We start from the raw sequence: 18,932 nt of genomic DNA, 5'->3' as shown, positions 1-18,932 counted from the left end.
GGCGCGATAATCTTACATGCCAAAACCTACATGCCGATGTCGAACACGTTCGGCAATTGGCCCGCCAGAGGCAGCGCGGTGGCGCCCAGGAAGGTCGCCACCATCGCCATCAGGCGACGGTTGTTCTGGCGCTTGCCGCGCATCTGGCCGGCAATCCACTCCAGCATCTCGCTGTTGACCTTGGAGGCATAGGACGGCGCCCAGCTCTCGACGTCGGACTCTGCAGACAGCGCGACGCTGCGCGGCGGCACCTTCAGGCCCGACGCGCTCGCGGCGTAGTGAGCCACGGCCTTGGCGAGCAGGTCGTCGAACCGGCCACCATCGGTGCGCTCGGTTGCGGCTTCGTTGATCTCGAACAGCGCCTCGGCCTCGGCGCGGCTGACCGGCTGGTCGTTGACGGCGGCGGCCGTCAGGATGCGGGCGCACCAGGCGGTGTCATCGGCATCGATAGAGCGGGAAAAGTGCACCCGGCCCTTGGTGGTCGGGCCTTCGCCCGTGATTACGCCGTCGCGCACGACGGAGAGTGCATGAGCCGCGGTATCGCGGCAGGACGGTTCGAGGGACGGCGACTCAACTGACTTCGGCAGTGCGGCAGACATAGTTCACTTCCAGATTTCTTCTGATCGACCAGCATTTTCATGCGGGCGTAAAGGGGTGGTTAATGATTCGATATTGGGATCGCGACTTTTCTTGATGGTTGCCAATTGGTCGCTATCAGGACCATTTTGGTTCCATCAAACGTCGGGCGAGCGTGATGCGGGTCATACAAGGCTTTATCGGGGCAATCGAGACCGTGTGGCCCCGGTGGAGATGTTTCGCCGCAGTCGCCGCTGTAACAGAAAGGTGCTAGGAAATCGGCCTTTCAGGGAAGGAATTCACATTTTACTTGAAGCGGTTCACTTGACGTTCACTTGGGGCCGCCGAGAGCCTATACTAACCGTGACGGCGAGAGACGAATTCACAAGCAAATTCAATATGATGAGGTAGAACCATGACACTTCCGATCGGCACCACCGCCCCTGACTTCGAAGCCGAGACCACCGAAGGGAAGATCAAGTTCCACGACTGGATCGGCAACAGCTGGGCGCTGCTGTTCTCGCACCCGAAGGACTTCACGCCGGTTTGTACGACAGAGCTCGGCGCACTGGCCCGGCTCAAGCCGGAATTCGACAAGCGCGGCGTCAAGCTGATCGGACTCTCGGTCGATCCGGTCGACCGCCACGCCAAGTGGGCCGAGGACATCAAGGAGACCCAAGGCGCCGCTCCGAACTATCCGTTGATCGGCGACACCGACTTCAACGTCTCGAAGCTCTACGAGATGCTGCCGGCCTCGACCTCGGGCGATCCCCTCACCCGCACACCGGCTGACAACCAGACCGTCCGCAACGTCTTCATCATCGGGCCGGACAAGAAGATCAAGCTGGTGCTTGTCTATCCGATGACCACGGGGCGGAACTTCCAGGAAATCCTGCGCGTCATCGACTCGCTCCAGCTCACCGCCAAGCATCGTGTCGCAACGCCTGCCGACTGGTCGCAGGGTGAGGACGTCATCATCGCGGGCTCGGTCTCCAACGACGAGGCCAAGACGATCTACCCGCAGGGCTGGAAAGAGCCGAAGCCCTACATCCGGATCGTGCCGCAGCCGAAATAACGGCTTACGCCGTCATCCGGTCCGCCACCAACAGACCCGCGGTCGACGAGACCGCGGTCACCACCGCGCCCCAGCCGATGTCGAGGAACGCGACCGGCCAGCTCCAATGCTTGAGCAGCGCCAGCGCGGTGAGATCGAACGTCGCGTAGCAGAACAACCCGAACAGCGCGCCATAGAGCAGCGTCGACTGCCAGGTCGCAGCGGTCGCGCCGCTGACGAAAATAAGAACGCCTACAACATAGAGCAGGTAGAAGAGCACGGCCGGCACCGGCTTGAGCTCGCCCAGCATGTCGCCGACTTGTGCGGTGAAGAAGCCCTTAGCAACGAGGCCAAGGAACACGAAATCCAGGCCCACCAGCACGATCAGGGTTGCGACATACAGGACGGCGATACGATTCACTGACACTCTCCCATCCGCAGGCGCGGACGTTTCCCAGGATGCCATCAAACTACGTCGTTGCAGATAAGCGGTTTCAGCCTGCTGCAAGGCCTTGATCACGGCAGGCATGAAACTCTTCCCGCCCGTCCCGTATATCAATAACCCGCTCAATCAGGCTCATCCGAAAACATGCCAAGCGCGCCGCCCATCATCGTCTGGTTCCGCGATGACCTCCGCCTGTCCGATCACCCCGCCCTCCACGCCGCCGCCAAAACCGGCGCGCCGGTGATCTGCCTCTATGTCCTGGACGAGACGGCCGGACGCGCGCCGGGCGGCGCTGTGCGCTGGTGGCTGGCGCAATCGCTGGGGGCGCTCGGCGCCGACCTTGGCAAGATCGGGGGATCATTGATCCTGCGGAAGGGACCGGCGGCCAAGGTGATCCCGGATGTGGCGCGCGACAGCGGAGCCGGTGCCGTCTATTGGAATAGCGTCGCTCAGGCTCCGCATCAGGCCGTCGAGAGACAGCTCGAAGCGGCGCTGGTAAAGCTCGGCGTGGACTCACGAAGTTTTCCCGGCGACCTGCTGGTGCCGCCCTCAGCAATACGCAACAAGGAAGGCCGGGGCTTACGCGTGTTCACGCCGTTCTGGCGTCGCGTGCTGGCGCCCGGCGATCCCGCGAAGCCCCTGCCCGCGCCGAAGGAACTGCGCCCTTCCTCGAAGATCGCAAGCGATCCGCTCGAAGGCTGGAAGCTCGAGCCTACCAAGCCCAACTGGGCAGGCGGCCTGCGCGAGAGCTGGACGCCCGGCGAGGCCTCCGCTCGCACGCGCCTGCGCGACTTCTTCAAGCATACGGCCCGCAGTTACGTCGGTGATCGCGACCGCCCGGACCGGGAGGGCACCTCAGGCCTCTCGCCACATTTGCGGTTTGGCGAGCTCAGCCCGCGCCAGGTCTGGCACGCCGCGCGCTTCGCCGCAGCCGAGGATCCGGCGCTCGCACCCGGCATCGAAAAATTCCTGAGCGAGCTCGGCTGGCGCGAGTTCTGCCGCCACCTCCTCCACGATCACCCAAACCTTGCCACCGAAAACCTGCAAACCAGCTTCGATGACTTCCCCTGGAAGGCCGATAAGAAGGCGCTCGCCGTCTGGCAGCGCGGGCGCACCGGCTATCCGATCGTCGATGCGGGCCTGCGCGAGCTCTGGCACACCGGCGTGATGCACAACCGGGTGCGGATGGTGGTCGCCTCCTTCCTGGTCAAGCATCTCCTGATCGACTGGCGCGACGGCGAGAGCTGGTTCTGGGACACGCTGGTCGATGCTGACGCCGGCAGCAATCCGGCCAACTGGCAGTGGGTCGCCGGCTGCGGCGCGGATGCCGCGCCCTATTTCCGCGTGTTCAACCCGATGCTCCAAGGCGAGAAGTTCGACCCTGACGGAGCCTATGTCCGACGCTGGGTGCCGGAGCTGAAGGATCTGCCGGCGAAGCTGATCCATCAGCCTTGGCAGGCGACACCGATCGAGCTTGCAAGCGCCGGCATCACGCTCGGCAAGACCTATCCGCAACCGATCGTCGATCACGCCAAAGGGCGCGAGCGCGCGTTAGCCGCCTACGCAAAGATCCGCAAAGGTTGAGCGTTGCTTTGACACAATTTTGAAACCCGCTATCGTCATCGCTCCGTTCAAACATTGGGGGACGATATGGACGACGACAAGCCGATCACCGAGCAGGCGATGGAGACGATCACCAGCGCCGTGGAAGCGACCAAGGAAGCCGCAGTCATCGCCGTGAAGAAGGTGAAGAAAGCCGCCAAGAAGGTCGCGAAGAAAGTAGCGCCGAAGATGGCGAAGAAGGCTTCCAAGAAGAAAGCCAAGAAGGCTGCAAAGAAGTCGTCGAAGAAGGCAGCCAAGAAATCCGTGAAGAAGGCTGCCAAGAAAACCGCGAAGAAAACGGCGAAGAAAGCCGCCAAGTCGAAAAAGAAGGCCAAGAAGGCCAAGCGCTGATCGCAGCACGAGAACCGGCCTCCGGGTGCGGGCGCGCCCGGAGGCTTTTCCGCGCTGCCCTATCCTCGCCGCTTGGACGCCCGCCGGCCCGGGTGATGCTTCCCCTTGGGATCACGGAATTCGCTGCGATGGCCGCGCCGATCCTCTTTGGCAAAGCGCCGCCGCTTCTCGGGTGACCCAAACGCCCTGATCACCTTTTTGCCGTTGACCTTCTTGATGACGTAGCCGCCCTCCGTCATCTTGAACGGCTCCTTCAACGTTCCTTTGTGGTCGAATTTGGTGCCGCGCGGATGTTTGAACGGTTCGAACCAGGACGGATAGACGAAGTTCGACATCGGAAAGCCGCTGACGACAAAGGAATCCTCCTCCACGGCGTCGCAGACCTCATAAGCATATTGGGTGTTCCGATTCTGGTCGGCCCACAGATTGGCCATGGGATCGAGCACCATTTCGAACAGCTCATGCGAGGCCGCGACGCTGACCGGCTCGTCGCCCAGCGACTTGACGAAGATCTTCGAGATCGGCCGGCCGCGGCGGGTGAGCTCATGGCGCCCGAGCATGTTCTTGTGCGAGGCGTCATCGAAGTAGACCAGCTCCCAGTCGGTCGGCTTTGGCTTGCGGGTGATGTAGAGATCGACCGGATAGCCCCAGATAGGGAGGAAATGCTGATCGTAGCATTTCTGCAGCGCCGCGGTGAGCTTGCGCATCATTCGGTCGTCGATCACCTCCTCGGCGTAGTTGATGCAGGCAATCCGAACCGGCTTCATGGACCTGCCGAGCAGTGCGCGCCTGGCTTTCTTCATGGGAAATCACCGCGTTGAAAGGAAAGCTGAAATGCGTTCAGCTTAACACGAACGTGCCCGCACGTCAGGGATGTATTCCGGCGGCCCGGCCTGTCGGCCTAGAAGCGCCGGTTGACCACGAAGACCGCGGCCGCGCACATCGCCATGCCGGCGATCGCCAACGCATCGAGCTTCTCTCCGAACAGTACATACGCCATCAGCGCCGTGACGGCGGGAACCAAGTAGAAAAGGCTCGCGACCGACGTCGCCGCGGCATGGCGGATCAGCCAGTACAACAGCCCGATCGATCCGATCGAAAGCGCGACCGCAAGCCAGGCGAGCGCCAGCACGAACTCCTGCGTCCAATGCACAACACGGTCTTCAAACAGGAAGGCGCCGGTCGCGAAGAAGATGGTGACCGCCACATATTGCACGAGGTTGCCGGCGCGCCAGTCGATGTGGTTGCAGTAGCGCCGTTGATAGAGCGTGCCGAGCGTGATGCTGATCAGCGAGACCACCGAGGCGAGCCAGCCGATCCCGGCCTCGCCGGTCATGGGTCGGTTGTGCAGGATCATGACCACGCCGCCGAGGCCGAGCAACAGGCCGGCCCATTGCACCGACGTCACCTTCTCGCCGAGCCAGCGATTGGCGATGGTCGAGGTCAGGATCGGCTGAAGACCCGGAATGAGCGCGGAGAGCCCGGCCGGAATCGAATGCGCGATCGCAATCGCGGTGCCGCCGAGATAGAAGCCGTGGACGAGAATGCCGGCGACCGCACTGTGTGCGATGCCGATGCGGTCTGGCCATTTCGGGCGGGCGATCGCTGCGATGATCGCCATCAGGCCGACCACCACCGCCATGCGGATGGCGAGATAGGTCAAGGGATCGGCATTGTTGATGACGTATTTGGTGCCGATGAAGCCGGTGCTCCAGAGCACCACGAACAGGACCGGCGCCGCCCGCGCGGCCAGATTTTCTTGATTATGATACATTGCCGCCCTCATTGCCCGACCGTAGGCGATGCGGCAACGCGAATTTAGGACTGCGCGATGTTGCACTGCACGGCCGGCAGGCGATGCACCGGCTCAGATCAGCCGATCACCATTCTTCCGGACAGGGATCGATGATTTTCCAGAGGTCGACCCCGTTCTTGATCTTCTTCATGTCGGTGGTGAGCCCGCCATTGCGGCGGATCCAGTCCTTCACCGCGTCGGGATAGTAGGACATCAGGTCGGACGTCCCTTCCGAGCTGGTGACCTTGATACCGAAGGTGAAGGCTTTGTCGTAATAGGCCTGGTGGAAGCCGAGGCTCGCACGCGGCGTCACGCAGATCTTGTTCATCGGCACGATGCCGAGCACCAGCGTGCAGGCCGAGTTACAGATGCCGTCGATGATGACCCGCTCGCCCTTGTCGCGTACGCGTTTGTACTTGACCTTGTATTCCTCGACATAGCCGCCATGGTCGCGGGTGATGTGCAGCTCTGCCCGCGCTGGCGTGGCGGCAGCGACGAAGATCAACAGCAGGCTGAGGAGCGTGATGCGCATGGCAGCGTGACGGCAAAACCTTGCAGGAGCGAACCGGCCTCGAAGAGCACCCCAAGGGGCCGGCGGGAGAAACCTTTAACCGAATTCTCTTTGGTCATACTTGTGTGGGGAATTCGTTAAGCATCCCGAAAAGGCCAAAAATAGGCAGGCCTTGGGGCAGGCCTCGGCATTTCGGTCACACCCGCCCCGGAATCTGCAGGGTTTGCCCCTATTTCCGGTGCCCGGACGGGTGTCCACCCGGCCCGAAATGGCTATAAGGAATGGACCTCTAAGCGCGGGTTCCGGAGAATCGAGATGAGCAAGTTGAAGCTTGTTGCCGCGGTTGCTGCCCTGTCGGCCGCAATCCTAGCCCCCAGCCTCGCGGAGGCGCGGGTGCATCACCGGTACCACCGCTCCTACACCAATCCGCTGCCCTACCCGATCAGCTATTTGCACAACTATGGCCCTGGGATCACCGCGGGCACGTTCGCCTATTACGACGGCCCCTCCACCAACCATTGCTACCAGAGCTCGGCGGCCTATGTCGGCCAGGACGGCCGGCGGCATCCCTGCTTCTGAGCGGCGCCGACACGTTCTCTCCCCGCGGACGCCTTAACCGGGGGCTCCCGACGACAGCAACGTAGACTGGCAGCTTGACGAGGTCTTGCGACCTCGCGCTGGCTTGCGTCCATCGCATGCGATGGGCCGCTCGCACAGCCTTGTCCACGCGTTCGAACCTGGACCTGGACTAGTTTAGTGGCGTTGGATCAGGGCTGCGGCAAGTTAGCCGAAGATTTGTTCATCAGCATTACATTTCGGTTCCGCCACAATTTGATCAGAACATCTTCGATAACCTGCATTGCGTAAGCAGAGGAAGACATCATGAAGTTGAAGATTGGCCTCGTCGCCGCGTCCATGTTTGGTGCCCTCGCGGCATCGCCGGCGGCGTCCGCCATGCCTATTGCGCCTGCACCTGCGACCCCGCAGGTCTCCGACGTGGAGCAAGTCCGCATGGTCTGCAATCAGTGGGGGCGCTGCTGGTGGCAGCCGAACTACGCCTATGGTTATGGTCCGGGATACTATGCGCCGCCGCGCTATTATGCGCCACGTCCGCGCTACTATGGCTATTACGGCTATCGCCGCTGGTGAATTTTGAAGGGGCCCTCGGGGCCCCTTCGCTTTTGCGAGATGTGGCATGCCCGGGTGGCGTCTGTGGTTTGGCCTGGAGCGATTCCAAAACTGATCTAGATCAAAGATGAAATTCATCGTGCCGTCATGCTGCACCGATGGCCGATTTGATTGTTTTCCGATGCCCACAGACGGGCATGAATGTGCAGACGCATCTCGAGAAGCAGCAGGGACAAGCGGGACGGAGCTTCGAGTCCTTCGCCTGTCCCGCTTGCACGCGCCTCCATTTCATCGACCTCGCCTCCGGTCAACCGATGAGCCGGGAACGTTGACGGTGACATCGATCTGACAGCCCTCGTGGCATGATGTCCGCAATACTACGGCCCGGAATCCAGTTTACTGAATCGTCGGATTTCGCCATTGATGGCGATGTACCGACATTCATTTCATTGTCACATTTCAATATCCGGCCAGACGAATGTTCTTCGACGCTCTCGCCTCCTCGTCCGCCCTGCAACTTATCAGCTTTGCCGATGTCGACGCGTTTCGGCCGGCCGAGTTGCTGGAAGACGCCAGGAGCATTCCGCTCGACGTCACCAACTTCGCGGCCGCGCGAGCGGTGGTGAACCTGCCGGCGTGCCGGATCATCGTGGCCAGGTCGTTCGCGCGCATACTCGATACCGCCTATCGCGCGCCGGGCGGCATGGTGATCCTGCCGATGACCGACGATCTGCGGGCCAGTTCGAGCGGGATCGATCTCGACGCGCGCTTTTTCGTGGCCTTGCGCGGCAACCATGATTGCCATTTCGTCGAGCCCCAGACCAATTATCACGCGTTGATCATCTTCTCACCCGTTCTCAGGGATCGCGGCTGGTTCGATCGTGCCGACGAATTATGGGTTCGCATCGCGGACCGCGCCGCTCATCTTCACGCGCGGCAGCTCGTGCTCGACATCCTGCGCACCGCGTCGGTAGAGCCGCGGATGTTCGAAACCACGGAGGTCGCCGCACATCTCCAGGAAGGCCTGCTGCTCGCATTCGATGACCTGTTTCGCATCGACCCGCTGTCAGATCACAGTGCCCCGATCGCAGGCGCGCGATCCGCCAAGCTCGTGCAGCGGATCGACGATTACGTCACGGCCTATCCGACCGCACCGATCTATACGGCCAATCTCGCCGACGAATTCGGCGTTTCAATTCGGACGCTCAGCGGCGCGGTGACGAAGGTGCGCGGCATGAGCCTGCATCAATACATCCGCCTGAAGCGGCTGTGGGCCACCCGCGCCCGGCTCCTCAAAGGCGGTGGCGCGACAGTGGCGACCTGCGCGCGTGCTCAGGGTTTTCATCATCTGGGCGAGTTTGCCGCGGCCTATCGCGCGACCTTCCACGAAACCCCCTCGGACACGCTGGCGCGAGGCCGCTACCGAAAGGCCGCTCCGGAACAAGTGCTCTTGAATCACGTTGCCAATGCCGGACAGCCCTGAAGCACCTCGCGCAGTCTCTGCGCGGGGTCTTTACTGTCGACACGCTTGGTTCAAGGGAAACGAATGTCCATCAGCCGCAACTTACTTTTTCTGATTATTGGAGCTTTGATCGTTACGGCGGGGGTGCTCGGCTACAATCTCTACCAGGCGAAGAAGCAGCCTGATGGCGTGCAGATCAATGTTGGTCCCAACGGACTCAAGATTCAGGGCAAATAGACCGCCCGCTGTGCGTCGGCCAAGTCTTAAGGTTCTGAGACCGAAAAGTGGCGCGCTCGGAGAGATTCGAACTCCCGACCCTCGGAATCGAAATCCGATGCTCTATCCAGCTGAGCTACGAGCGCCCTGACCCGGGGTATTGGGCCACAACCGAGACGCGCCGGGTCGTTGCTGGCAAGCCAGCGCACCGGGAGGCGTTCGGATGCGTTCGAATTAGCAGAGAGGCGGGACAATAAAAAGCCCTCCCCGCCCTATTGAGGCGGGTCGGAGGCGTTCTTACCAGGTCGTGTTGAACAGACCGAAATGCGGCTGCTGAGCCACCAGCATCATTGGCTGGCCGCGCTGCGGCGCCGGATGCGTCCTGGCGATCTTGCGCTTGGGCTGAGCCGGAGCCTGCGGACCTTGGGTCTGAGCAATCTGGGCCTGAGCTTGCGGCTTGGCGTCGGCCTTCTTGACGGAGGCGGCATCGCCTTTCGGCGTGAACTGGGCGAAGGTCTCACGGACCCGCGCCTTCGCCGACATCTCGGCCAGCACGTCCGCCTGCGCCGGCGGCTGTGGCGCCGCGACAGCAGCGGTCCTCACCTCGGGCGCGACGACCGTCGGCTGGCTGGTGTCGAGCACGACACGATCAGGCAGATGGCGGTCGGACCTGATCCGGATCAGCGGCTGGTCGTAGCCTGCGGTCGCAACGACCTCAGTAACCGGCGACGCCGGCCAAACGAAATTGGCCGCGAACAACAGCACGAGCAGCGCGCCGCCGACGAACATGAAATAGCGAAAGATGGGCATTGGCACGCTCCGCCCCCCGCACCCCGCGTGGGCACTTCGCCTTAACAGGCGATCCTTCAATTGGTTCCTGCGCCCTGCCCATTGGTTCAAATGGCAACGCCAAGTTTTTTGACCAAGGGGCAATAACGGTAACTTTTTCGCTAGTGAGACACGCGGCTCTTTACGCACGCCGCGCCGTCACCAGCGAACATATCGCCTGATCGGCATTCACATTGACGAAGCCGACAGGAATGCGTGCAAAGGTCTTGCGGCTCTTCATGCTGACGCTGTCGGCCAGCACGCGGCTGCGGTCGGTCAGATGGCTGCCGTCGCGCCGCGTGAACGCGCAGACGATCTCGACGTCCTTTACGGCATAGTCGTTGTCATTTCGCACGGTGAAGGTCACGAGCGCCTTCGAGCCGAGCCCGCCGCGGCGCCAAGTCTGCGACGAGATTTTGAGCCGGTCGAGCCCGGCGGCCTCTGCTGTGGGAACTTCTGGGGCGGTCGGCGTCGGACCGACGGTTGCCAGCTGCAATTTCACCGGTTCGGATTGCGCGACATTACCTTCGGAGGGTGGCATCAGCATCCAGACGGTGAAGCCGATGATGATCACCGCGAGCAGCCCCAGCAGCGCTCGCTTGAGCCAGATGCGTGGTGCTGACCCGGACCGTGACAGGTCCTCGCCGCTCTTGACGAAGCTTCCCATTCCGATCCGGCCAAACCCTGCGTTCATGGGTGCATCACCGAATACCGGGCCGGGCACCTCCCGGCATGCCCCATCCTAGTGAGCACGATGCGCCCTTTCCAGGACAGGTCTACTGTTCACGTGCATTCTCAATCCGCGGAACCAACTATGGTTCCCGCAGCCACGCGAATCGCGGTTAAGAGGCACGGTGGCGGTCCTCGGCCGGGATCGCTAACATGCGCTGCAACATCGCGAAGACTCGTCGGAAGGAATTGAAATGCCAGTCGCCGTCACCTGGGATCATGTCCATCTGCGCAGCCCCGATCCAGAAGCAACCGCAGCCTGGCTGCGAGACATCCTCGGCGGCGAGATCGTGCGCGCGCCTGGGCGGATCGACGTGAATCTGGGCGGCGCAAAGATCTTCATCGCGCCGCTGGAGGGCGACAATGCCGTCAACCCGCCGCCTCCGCACCCCCATCAGGGCCTCGACCATTTCGGGCTCACGGTGAAGGACATCGATGCCGTCGCGGCCGAGATCAAGGCCAAGGGGGTCGTGTTCACGCGCGAGCCGACCACGCTTCGGCCCGGCGTCCGCATCTGCTTCATCCGCGGTCCCGAAGGCATTTCCATCGAGCTGCTCGAGCGCGACAAGAAATACACCTGAGGCGGCACGGCCACATCGAGCCTCGGCGAGACCGGGTGAGAGATCGCCCGGTCAGGTCATGCTACCGGGCATAAAGCAGCGGATCGCGACGCCCATGTAGCCGTAGATCGGCCACACCATGGTCCGTCCGACCCGGTTCGGCTCAGAGATCACGGCCTCCTCGGGCACGTCGACCCAGACAAGCTCCTGCTGCTGGCCATCCAGCACATAGCCAAGGCGCGGGACGCGGACGCGATAGTGCCCGTCCTTGCTCTCCCAATCGGAGTCCGAGATCGCCGAGCCGTCGGCATCGGAGCAGCATGGCCCCTTGCCGCTGCGCAAGCCGTCGAACCAGGCCTTCAATTCGGCACTGGTGTTGACGAACTGGCCGCGGTCGCGCGCGTGCCCGAAGGGGGCGGCGAGCGCGATCAGGAGCAAGGCGCTGCCGAGCCTCGCCACGCTTCGCCTGCGTGTCGCGCGGCCAATTCGCCGTTGTTCTGCTTTGCAATTCGAGGAACGCGCACTGTACGGGCGCGGCTCATGGCCGCCGGAATCGATCCAGTTGGTCACGTTTGTCTTGCTCCAGCACCCCGCGGCTAGTGCAACAATGGTTATGCATTTCGCGGGCCAACTCTGATTCGCAACGTCTGGCCTCGCAACATGATTAGACCGTCATATCTGCGTCACAGACAAGCCGGGACAATTACGGTTCGGGTGACGGGACAGGCTTGCGCGCCGGCAAACTGCCGCGTTGCGCGAGGGATTGCGCTTTGGCATAAAAGCTTCACCGGTTACGCCGTTGGGCGATGGCGGCCGGCAGACGGGACGTTATGAAGAACGGCCTCTATTCGATTCACGTGACCCTGCTCGACGGTCGAGTGGGCAAGGGCAGCGGCGTGATTCTGTTCCGCGACGGCAAGATTCTTGGCGGCGACGCCTATCTCTATTACACCGGCAGCTACACGGTGAAGGACAGCACTTTCAAGGGCGAAGTGCTGGTGCAGCGGCACACCTCCCCGCGGGGCGACGACAATCCCCTGTTCGGCGGTCCTGCGGCAGTCGGCATCGGCCTCACCGGCACCTTCACCGATACGCGCGGTGATATGACTGGCACCGCTCTCGTCGGCAAGGCCAGTCAGATCTTCGGCGCCACCCTGCACAAGCTCGCAGAAGCCGACTGAGCGCGAGCTATTCCGCCGCCTGCTCGAGCGGTGCCGTGCGCGGCAAGATCATCTGAATGCGCGTGCCGCCGTTTGGCTCGGAGTCGAGATCGAGCCGCCCCCCGAGCCGGTTGGTGACGATGCTGTAAACAATGTGCAGCCCGAGGCCGGTGCCACCCTGGTCGCGCCGCGTCGTGAAGAACGGATCGAAGGCGCGGCGGCGCACGTCGAGGCTCATGCCGCAGCCATTGTCGGCGACGATGACCTCGACATTGTCCTTGCCGGACTCGCGCACCTGGATGTCGATGATGCCCGGCCGGCCGTCCGGGAAGGCGTGTGCCACTGCGTTGAGGAACAAATTCGTCAGCACCTGGCCATACGGACCAGGATAACTGTTCATCGTCAGACTGGGCTGGCACTCGACATTGAGCGTCAGGTTCTGCTTGCGCAGGCCCGGCCGCAGGCTCATCACCACCTGCTCGGTGAGGTCGGCGAGGTCGAAGGTGCGCTGGTCCGAATAGTTGCGGTCGGCCGCGACCTGCTTGAACGATTGGATCAGCTCAGCGGCGCGGTTGAGATTGGAGACGAGCTGCGAAGACGCGTCGCGGCTGGTGCTGAGATAGTCGTTGAGCGTGGACCGACGAAGCTCGCCGCGCTCGACCTCGGCGCTGAAGATCGCGGTCTTGCGCTCCAGCGCGGAGGCAACCGTGAGGCTGATTCCGACGGGATTGTTGACCTCGTGCGCGACGCCGGCGACCAGGCGGCCGAGTGCCGCGAGCTTCTCCGCTTCGATCAGCGAGGCCTGGGTCTCGCGCAGATTGCGCAGCGCGGTCTCGGCGGCGTCTTTGGCTTTCCGCATTTCCTGCTCGCCGCGCTTGCGCTCGCCGATGTCGAGCGCGACGGTGACGATCCGCTCGATCTCGCCCTCTGCATCAAGCAGCGGCAGCTTGTTGACGAGCCACTGCCGCATGTTGCCGGAGGAGTCCTTGTACTCCTCCTCGTAGAAGCCGAGCCCCTTGCGGAAACTGATCACGCGCTTGTCGTTCTCGTCGGTCTTGGCCGCGCCATAGCGTGACATCAAGTCGGCAGTGGTGCGGCCGAGCGCGTCGCCCGGCTCGATGCCGAAGATGCCGGCCATGTAGCGGTTCATCAACACGTAGCGCAGGTCGCGGTTCTTGACGTTGATGACCGCGGGCACGGTGTCGATGACCTGCTGAAGCAGGCGCCGGCCTTCGGCGATGGCGTCTTCCGCCCGCTTCTGGTCGGTGATGTCGCGCAGCGTGCCCTCGTAGCGGACGATCCTGCCCTGCTCGTCGCGCACGCCGGTCGCGCTGTCGGAGAGCCAGAGGATGTTGCCGCTGCGCTGGCGCACCTGATACTCGAACTCGCGCACTATGCCGTCGCGGTGCATCAGCCGCTGATATTCGTCGCGTGCCTCGGGTTGGACGTAAATGGTGTGGGCGATGTCGTTGACGCTGTCGATCAGTTGTTGCGGGCTGTCATAGCCCATCATTCGCGCCAGCGCTGGATTGGCGTTGAGGAGATCGCCGGACGGCGTGGTCACGTAGATGCCGTCGACCGAGCCCTCGAACAGCTTGCGATAGCTTTCTTCGGCCAGACGCTGCTCGGTGAGCGCGCGCACCGCCGCCTCGCGCGCCGTGTCGGCCTCTTCCAGCGCGCGGCGGAACACTTCGGCTGCACGTGCGATGTCGCCGATCTCGTTGTCGAGGTCGGCGGACGGGATCGAGGTATCCTTCTCGCCGGCGGCGAGCGCGCGGATCGACCTTGCTATCTTTGCCAGCGGTCGCACCGTCCGCCGCACCACGAAGGCGGCCGCGACCATGCCGATCAGCACGCCGATCGTGCCGAACACGATGCTCTGCCATCGCGCTTCTGTCAGCGTGCGGGCGAAGTCGCGCGACAGCACGTGGCCGCGCCGCGCACTGACCTCGCGCAGCAATTCGGTGACGCGCCCGATCAGCCGGCCCTCGGTGCCCAGCACCTCGCGATCGATATCGGCGATCTGCCGCTCGCGGACGGCCACGGCAATGATGGCGTCGGCGTAGTTGTTCACCGCGGACTTCAGCGTGGTATCGGCGATGTCCATCGTCCGCATGCTCTGCGCGGCCTGCTCGGCGGCGGACGGATTGCGGGCGAGCAGCCCGAGCGCGATCCGGCTCTGCGCTTCCGACAGGCGGGCCGCAAGGTCGCGGTCCGCAGCACCAGCGACGGCCGCGTCGAACTGGTCGCGCAGCGGCGGCAGCCCGGCGAGCAACTGGGCGCGCCTGTCGATCAGAGTGGAGATCCGCTCCAGGCCGCTGCGATAGGTCGCAAGCCGCTCGGTGACCCCGTCGATCATGTCCTGCTGCTCGGGCACGAGCTCGATGCGGGTCTTCTTTAGGATATCGCTCAGCGTCGAGGCCGCCTCGCCCACTTGCTTGAACTGGATGCCCGCGCCGGGATCGGTAACGAAGTCGCGCGCGGCGAGCCGCAGCTCGTTCATGCGGCGGTCGATGTCCTCGGCGAGGTCGCCGACGCTCTGGAGCCGCTGCAGCTCGGCGAAGGTCGTGTCAATGTGCCGGATCGCGATCACGCTCGCGGTCGAGGTGACGATGATCACCGCCAGCACCAGCAGGAAGCTGCCGAACGTGAGCTGGCCGATGGAGAGCGAAAAGGTTCGCTTTTTCTCAGGGGTCGGCGTCACTTCGGCTGACATTGGCGTGTTTTAAGGACCGGGCTGTTGGGCACCCAATATACGACGTATTGCGGCCCCGGGGGAACATGCCTCGGGCCGCGGAATATCCTTAATATCGCGGTTTTCGGACCGCCCACTCCCGGATTTATGACGTTTTGACGCCCGCCGGGCGCCGGGTCGGGATCGTCATGGCGGCAACGCCGATGACGACGCAGGCGAGCCCAATCCAGGCGCTCTGGCTCAGGCTCTCGCCGAGGAAGGCGACGCTGATGGCAACCCCGATCGGCACGCGGAGATAGGCCTGTGCGGTGGTGCCGACCGAGCCGAGCGTCTGGATCAGGCGGAAATAGATCGCGAAGGCCGCAGCAGTCGAGAACACGGCCAGAGCCAGCAGCGCCAGCACGGAGCTCAGCGAGGGCGACAGCGTCCAGGGCTGCTCGAACGCGAGTGAGGCCGGGACCGGGACCGCGGCGCCCGCCAGCAGCGAGCCGGCGGCCGGCGCCATCGGGTCGAGGCCTTTAAAGCTGCGGCCGAAGATCGCCGCGCAGGCGTAGCAGATGGTGGCGGCGACGATAGCGGCTTCCGCGACGAGGCCGCTGCCGATGTCATGGAAGGCATCGACGCCGACGATCAGCAGGATGCCGGCCATGCCGGCGACCACGCCGACCAGCTTGCGCGGCGTCGTCGCCTCGTGGCGGGTGACGACCGCCGTGAGCAGAAAGGTGAAGATCGGCCCGGCCGAGTTGAGGATGGTGGCGAGCGCGGCATCGACATGGCGCTCGCCCCAGGCGATCAGCGTCCAGGGGATCACGCTGTTGAGCACGGCCTGGAAGGCGAAGCGCTGCCAGGTCGCGGCGTCGGTCGGCATCCTGACGCCGCGCAGGCGCATGACGACGAGTAGCAGCAGGCCGGCAATGGTGGTGCGCGCCGCGATCAGCGTGATTGGCGGGATGGTGGCGACGCCGAGCTTGATGAAGGTGTAGGAGCGCCCCACAGCGTCGCGAGCGCGACCAGCAGCGCCAGCTCAAACGCGATGTTGGTGTCCTGCCGATTGTCCATGGCACGTCCCGTCCAGCTTTCAGTGGACGGAACATAGCGCGGCCATGGGCGCAATAGTTCGTCGCGTGTCGAAGTGTGCTAGCCGACCGCGCCGACCTCGAACACCTCGCCGTCATAGCCGGCCTCGCGGGGAATGCGGAGCTGGCGACCGGTTTCGGTCTTGGTCATCACCGGCATCACGGTGACGATGGACATGCCGCGTGCATGGTCGAGCGCGGCTGTCACGCTGCCCTGCTTGGCAAGCCGGATCAGGTTGCGCGTGGTCGGGAACGGCAGCTTGAAGCGACCACTCTCCCCGCCCTCCACCGCCTCGCGCGCCGACACCCAGATCGAATCGGTGGACTCCCGCCCATCATGGGCGCCGAGCTGATCGGGTGGTGCTGCGGCAAGGAAGAACCAGGTGTCGAAACGCTTCGGCATGCCCTCCGGCGTGATCCAGTGCGCGTACGGCACGAGCGTGTCGAGCGCTAGCTGGAGGTTGTTATCGGCCAGGATGCTGAGGAAGCTGATCTTGTGCTCGTTAAGCGCGACGCGATGCTTGTCCGCGATCTCGCCCGCACGCTTGGCATCGATCGGCGTGCCCGCCCCCTTCGACCGCGCCAGCAGGATGCCGCTTTCCTCAAAGGTCTCGCGGATGGCGGCGATGCGGAAGCCGCGATCGGATTCACTCAGCCCCGCGCCGCCCGAATAGAGATCGGAACGGGCGACAATCTCATTATCGCCGGCATCGACGCTGCCGCCCGGAAACACCAGCGCGCCCGAATTGAACTCGATCTGATGATGGCGGACCATCATGAAGACCTCGACCTCCTTCGCGCCGTCGCGCAGCAGGAGGATCGTCGACGCGGGGCGTGATGCAGAGGTCTCGGGCATGCAATTAACCTGCTGCGCTGGATTGCGGCTGGAGATGGGCGCGCTTGTCGACCTTCGCCACGCGCGACAGCAGGTAGTCGACTTCGGCCTTCGCGGCCGGGGTGATGGTCGCGCCGGGTTTGCGCTGGGCGCTCGAAGCGATAATGCCGCGCTTCTGGAGCACGTATTTGCGCACCGCAAGGCCTGCACCCGGCTGCTGCTCGTAGCGGATCAGCGGCAGATGCGCGTCGAACAAATCATGCGCGGCATCGCGTTTGCCCGCCTTCGAGAGGTTCACGACGTCGATCAGCAACTCGGGGAAGGCATAGCCGGTCATGGCGCCGTCGGCGCCGCGCTCCATCTCGAAGTCGAGGAACAGGCCGCCATTGCCGCAGAGGATCGAGAGCGGCCGCAGCGAGCCGTCCTTCTGAAAACCACGCAGGGTCGAGATCTTTTCCAGCCCCGGCCAGTCCTCGTGCTTGAGCATCACGCAGTTCGGATTGTCCATGACGATCTTGCGGATCACGGCGGGCGTGAACACCACCGACAAGGTCAGCGGATAGTCCTGGAGCACCCAGGGCACGTCGGGGCCGATCGCTTCGGCCGCCTGCTTGTAATAGCCGATGATCTGGTCGTCGGTGCGAAGCGAGGGCGGCGGCGCGATCATCACGCCGGCCGCACCTGCATCCATCGAGGCCCGCGCCAGCGAGCGCATGGTGGCAAAGCCGGGCGCGGAGACGCCGACGATCACCTGCATTGTCTTCGCACGCTTGACGAAGCGCACAGCCACCTGCTCGGCCTCGGCTGCATCGAGCTTCGGCGCTTCACCGAGGATGCCGAGCACCGTGACGCCGTCGCAGCCGACCTCCTCGTAGAAATCGGTCAGGCGGTCAATCGAGCGCTCGTCGATCCGGCCGTCGTCATGGAACGGCGTCGGCGCGATTGCGAAGGTGCCCTTGGCGTCGGCGGTGAGTTTCATCAATCTTTCTCTTTTTCTGTAGCTTAAAACCGCCGCGCGCCCATCTTGATCTGCTCGTCGGAGAAGAAGATCTCCTTGGCATGATCGGCGATGTCCCGGGCGTTCCAGCCCGTGTGCGGCGGTTTCCAGCCGTCCATTTCCATCATCCGCATTTCGCGCACGCCGCGGGGCCCGGACACGCCCAGCACTTTGCCGGTCTGGTCGCCCGACAAATCGCTGACCATGTATAGCACGGCCGGCGCGATGCCGTCCGGCCCCAGCGCCGCACCGGGGTTCTCCTTATAGCGGGGCAGGTCTGCGGTCATGCGGGTCAGCGCGCCCGGGGCCAGCGTCCAGATCCGGATGTTGTACTTCCGGCCCTCGATCGCCAGCACGTTGGACAGGCCCCAGATGCCGCCCTTGGCCGCGCCGTAATTGGTCTGGCCGAAATTGCCGATCAGGCCGGAGGTCGAGGACGTGTTGACGATGACGCCGCCGCCATTTTCCCGCATCCAGCGAAACACCGGCATGGTGCAACAAAAGGTACCCTTCAGATGCACCTTGATGACCTTGTCCCAGTCGGCCTCGGAGGCCTTGGAGAAGGTCTGGTCACGCAGAATGCCGGCATTGTTGACGAGGATGTCAGCGCGGCCAAAGTGCTTGATGGCATCGTCGAACAGCGACTGACCGCCCTCCATGCTGGAAATGTCGGCACCGTTGGCGACCGCCTTGCCGCCCTCGGCCTTGATCGCGTCCACGACTTGCTGCGCCATCGATTTGTCGGCGCCGGAGCCGTCGCGGGGTCCGCCAAGGTCGTTGACGACGATGGATGCCCCTTCCCGCGCGAACAGCTTTGCGTAGGCCTCACCGAGCCCCCCGCCCGCACCGGTGATCAGCGCGACCTTGCCGTCGAGTAGTCCCATGGTGGCTTCTCCCTGTTTGTTTTTCTTC

At 63.5% G+C, this 18,932-nt stretch carries 21 protein-coding genes, 1 tRNA gene and 1 pseudogene; 9 read left to right on the top strand and 14 right to left on the bottom strand.

The window, feature by feature from the left end; translation table 11 throughout:
- Positions 1–26: 26 nt before the first annotated feature.
- Positions 27–599, bottom strand: coding sequence for a hypothetical protein (locus ACPPVR_RS17945; protein WP_426615492.1), 573 nt, complete (start codon positions 597–599; stop codon positions 27–29).
- A 392-nt stretch (positions 600–991) separates the two neighbouring features.
- On the opposite strand from ACPPVR_RS17945, the gene ACPPVR_RS17940 reads away from it, so the two are divergent.
- Entirely contained in the window at positions 992–1,651 is a 660-nt protein-coding gene (locus ACPPVR_RS17940; RefSeq protein WP_426615491.1) for a peroxiredoxin, read from the top strand.
- A gap of 4 nt (positions 1,652–1,655) precedes the next feature.
- Here the strand turns inward: ACPPVR_RS17940 and ACPPVR_RS17935 are convergent, their stop codons facing one another.
- Positions 1,656–2,051: a DUF2177 family protein gene (locus ACPPVR_RS17935; RefSeq protein ID WP_426615490.1), complete on the bottom strand. Its 396-nt coding sequence runs from the start codon at positions 2,049–2,051 to the stop codon at positions 1,656–1,658.
- Between the two features lie 168 nt (positions 2,052–2,219).
- Here ACPPVR_RS17935 and ACPPVR_RS17930 point away from each other — a divergent pair, with 168 nt between their 5' ends.
- Positions 2,220–3,659, top strand: a complete 1,440-nt coding sequence (locus tag ACPPVR_RS17930; RefSeq protein ID WP_426615489.1) for a cryptochrome/photolyase family protein — start codon at positions 2,220–2,222, stop codon at positions 3,657–3,659.
- Between the two features lie 66 nt (positions 3,660–3,725).
- Positions 3,726–4,028, top strand: a complete 303-nt coding sequence (locus tag ACPPVR_RS17925; RefSeq protein WP_426615488.1) for a histone — start codon at positions 3,726–3,728, stop codon at positions 4,026–4,028.
- 59 nt (positions 4,029–4,087) lie between these two features.
- Here ACPPVR_RS17925 and ACPPVR_RS17920 read toward each other — a convergent pair whose 3' ends face one another.
- From ACPPVR_RS17920 to ACPPVR_RS17910, 3 genes are all read right to left on the bottom strand, one after another.
- Entirely contained in the window at positions 4,088–4,831 is a 744-nt protein-coding gene (locus tag ACPPVR_RS17920) for a hypothetical protein (protein ID WP_426615487.1), read from the bottom strand.
- 98 nt (positions 4,832–4,929) lie between these two features.
- Complete coding sequence (locus ACPPVR_RS17915; protein ID WP_426615486.1) at positions 4,930–5,802, bottom strand: DMT family transporter; 873 nt, start codon at positions 5,800–5,802, stop codon at positions 4,930–4,932.
- A 106-nt stretch (positions 5,803–5,908) separates the two neighbouring features.
- Positions 5,909–6,355 (bottom strand): hypothetical protein, encoded by a 447-nt coding sequence (locus ACPPVR_RS17910; RefSeq protein ID WP_426615485.1) that lies wholly within the window; start codon positions 6,353–6,355, stop codon positions 5,909–5,911.
- Positions 6,356–6,649: 294 nt separating this feature from the next.
- Between ACPPVR_RS17910 and ACPPVR_RS17905 the strand changes: the two genes are divergently transcribed.
- From ACPPVR_RS17905 to ACPPVR_RS17890, 4 genes are all read left to right on the top strand, one after another.
- Positions 6,650–6,913: a hypothetical protein gene (locus ACPPVR_RS17905; protein WP_426615484.1), complete on the top strand. Its 264-nt coding sequence runs from the start codon at positions 6,650–6,652 to the stop codon at positions 6,911–6,913.
- A gap of 303 nt (positions 6,914–7,216) precedes the next feature.
- Complete coding sequence (locus ACPPVR_RS17900) at positions 7,217–7,483, top strand: hypothetical protein (RefSeq protein ID WP_426615483.1); 267 nt, start codon at positions 7,217–7,219, stop codon at positions 7,481–7,483.
- Between the two features lie 457 nt (positions 7,484–7,940).
- Complete coding sequence (locus ACPPVR_RS17895; protein ID WP_426615482.1) at positions 7,941–8,945, top strand: helix-turn-helix domain-containing protein; 1,005 nt, start codon at positions 7,941–7,943, stop codon at positions 8,943–8,945.
- 63 nt (positions 8,946–9,008) lie between these two features.
- Positions 9,009–9,161, top strand: a complete 153-nt coding sequence (locus tag ACPPVR_RS17890) for a hypothetical protein (RefSeq protein WP_426615481.1) — start codon at positions 9,009–9,011, stop codon at positions 9,159–9,161.
- Between the two features lie 48 nt (positions 9,162–9,209).
- Here ACPPVR_RS17890 and ACPPVR_RS17885 read toward each other — a convergent pair.
- From ACPPVR_RS17885 to ACPPVR_RS17875, 3 genes are all read right to left on the bottom strand, one after another.
- Positions 9,210–9,286: transfer RNA gene (locus ACPPVR_RS17885), tRNA-Arg, on the bottom strand.
- Positions 9,287–9,437: 151 nt separating this feature from the next.
- Complete coding sequence (locus ACPPVR_RS17880) at positions 9,438–9,950, bottom strand: hypothetical protein (RefSeq protein ID WP_426615480.1); 513 nt, start codon at positions 9,948–9,950, stop codon at positions 9,438–9,440.
- 160 nt (positions 9,951–10,110) lie between these two features.
- On the bottom strand, positions 10,111–10,662 hold the full coding sequence (locus ACPPVR_RS17875; RefSeq protein WP_426615479.1) for a hypothetical protein: 552 nt from the start codon (positions 10,660–10,662) through the stop codon (positions 10,111–10,113).
- 229 nt (positions 10,663–10,891) lie between these two features.
- On the opposite strand from ACPPVR_RS17875, the gene ACPPVR_RS17870 reads away from it, so the two are divergent.
- Complete coding sequence (locus tag ACPPVR_RS17870; RefSeq protein WP_426615478.1) at positions 10,892–11,278, top strand: VOC family protein; 387 nt, start codon at positions 10,892–10,894, stop codon at positions 11,276–11,278.
- Between the two features lie 51 nt (positions 11,279–11,329).
- Here ACPPVR_RS17870 and ACPPVR_RS17865 read toward each other — a convergent pair whose 3' ends face one another.
- A complete protein-coding gene (locus ACPPVR_RS17865; RefSeq protein WP_426615477.1) occupies positions 11,330–11,827 on the bottom strand; it encodes a hypothetical protein in 498 nt (165 codons plus the stop codon).
- A gap of 260 nt (positions 11,828–12,087) precedes the next feature.
- Between ACPPVR_RS17865 and ACPPVR_RS17860 the strand changes: the two genes are divergently transcribed.
- A complete protein-coding gene (locus ACPPVR_RS17860; protein ID WP_426615476.1) occupies positions 12,088–12,438 on the top strand; it encodes a GrlR family regulatory protein in 351 nt (116 codons plus the stop codon).
- A 7-nt stretch (positions 12,439–12,445) separates the two neighbouring features.
- On the opposite strand, the gene ACPPVR_RS17855 is transcribed toward ACPPVR_RS17860, so the two are convergent.
- The 5 genes and pseudogenes from ACPPVR_RS17855 to ACPPVR_RS17835 form a co-directional block, all read right to left on the bottom strand.
- The gene (locus ACPPVR_RS17855; protein WP_426615475.1) at positions 12,446–15,133 is read right to left on the bottom strand and encodes a PAS domain S-box protein; all 2,688 of its coding nucleotides are present in this window, start codon (positions 15,131–15,133) and stop codon (positions 12,446–12,448) included.
- Between the two features lie 124 nt (positions 15,134–15,257).
- Positions 15,258–16,171: pseudogene (locus ACPPVR_RS17850) on the bottom strand (DMT family transporter).
- Between the two features lie 78 nt (positions 16,172–16,249).
- Complete coding sequence (locus ACPPVR_RS17845; RefSeq protein ID WP_426615474.1) at positions 16,250–17,044, bottom strand: NUDIX hydrolase; 795 nt, start codon at positions 17,042–17,044, stop codon at positions 16,250–16,252.
- A 4-nt stretch (positions 17,045–17,048) separates the two neighbouring features.
- Positions 17,049–18,002, bottom strand: coding sequence for a dihydrodipicolinate synthase family protein (locus ACPPVR_RS17840; RefSeq protein WP_426615473.1), 954 nt, complete (start codon positions 18,000–18,002; stop codon positions 17,049–17,051).
- 23 nt (positions 18,003–18,025) lie between these two features.
- The gene (locus ACPPVR_RS17835) at positions 18,026–18,904 is read right to left on the bottom strand and encodes an SDR family oxidoreductase (protein WP_426615472.1); all 879 of its coding nucleotides are present in this window, start codon (positions 18,902–18,904) and stop codon (positions 18,026–18,028) included.
- Positions 18,905–18,932 lie beyond the last annotated feature (28 nt).

The sequence above is a fragment of the Bradyrhizobium sp. McL0616 genome (genome assembly GCF_049993385.1).
Lineage (GTDB): Bacteria > Pseudomonadota > Alphaproteobacteria > Rhizobiales > Xanthobacteraceae > Bradyrhizobium.
This window is presented reverse-complemented; position numbering and strand designations above follow the sequence as displayed.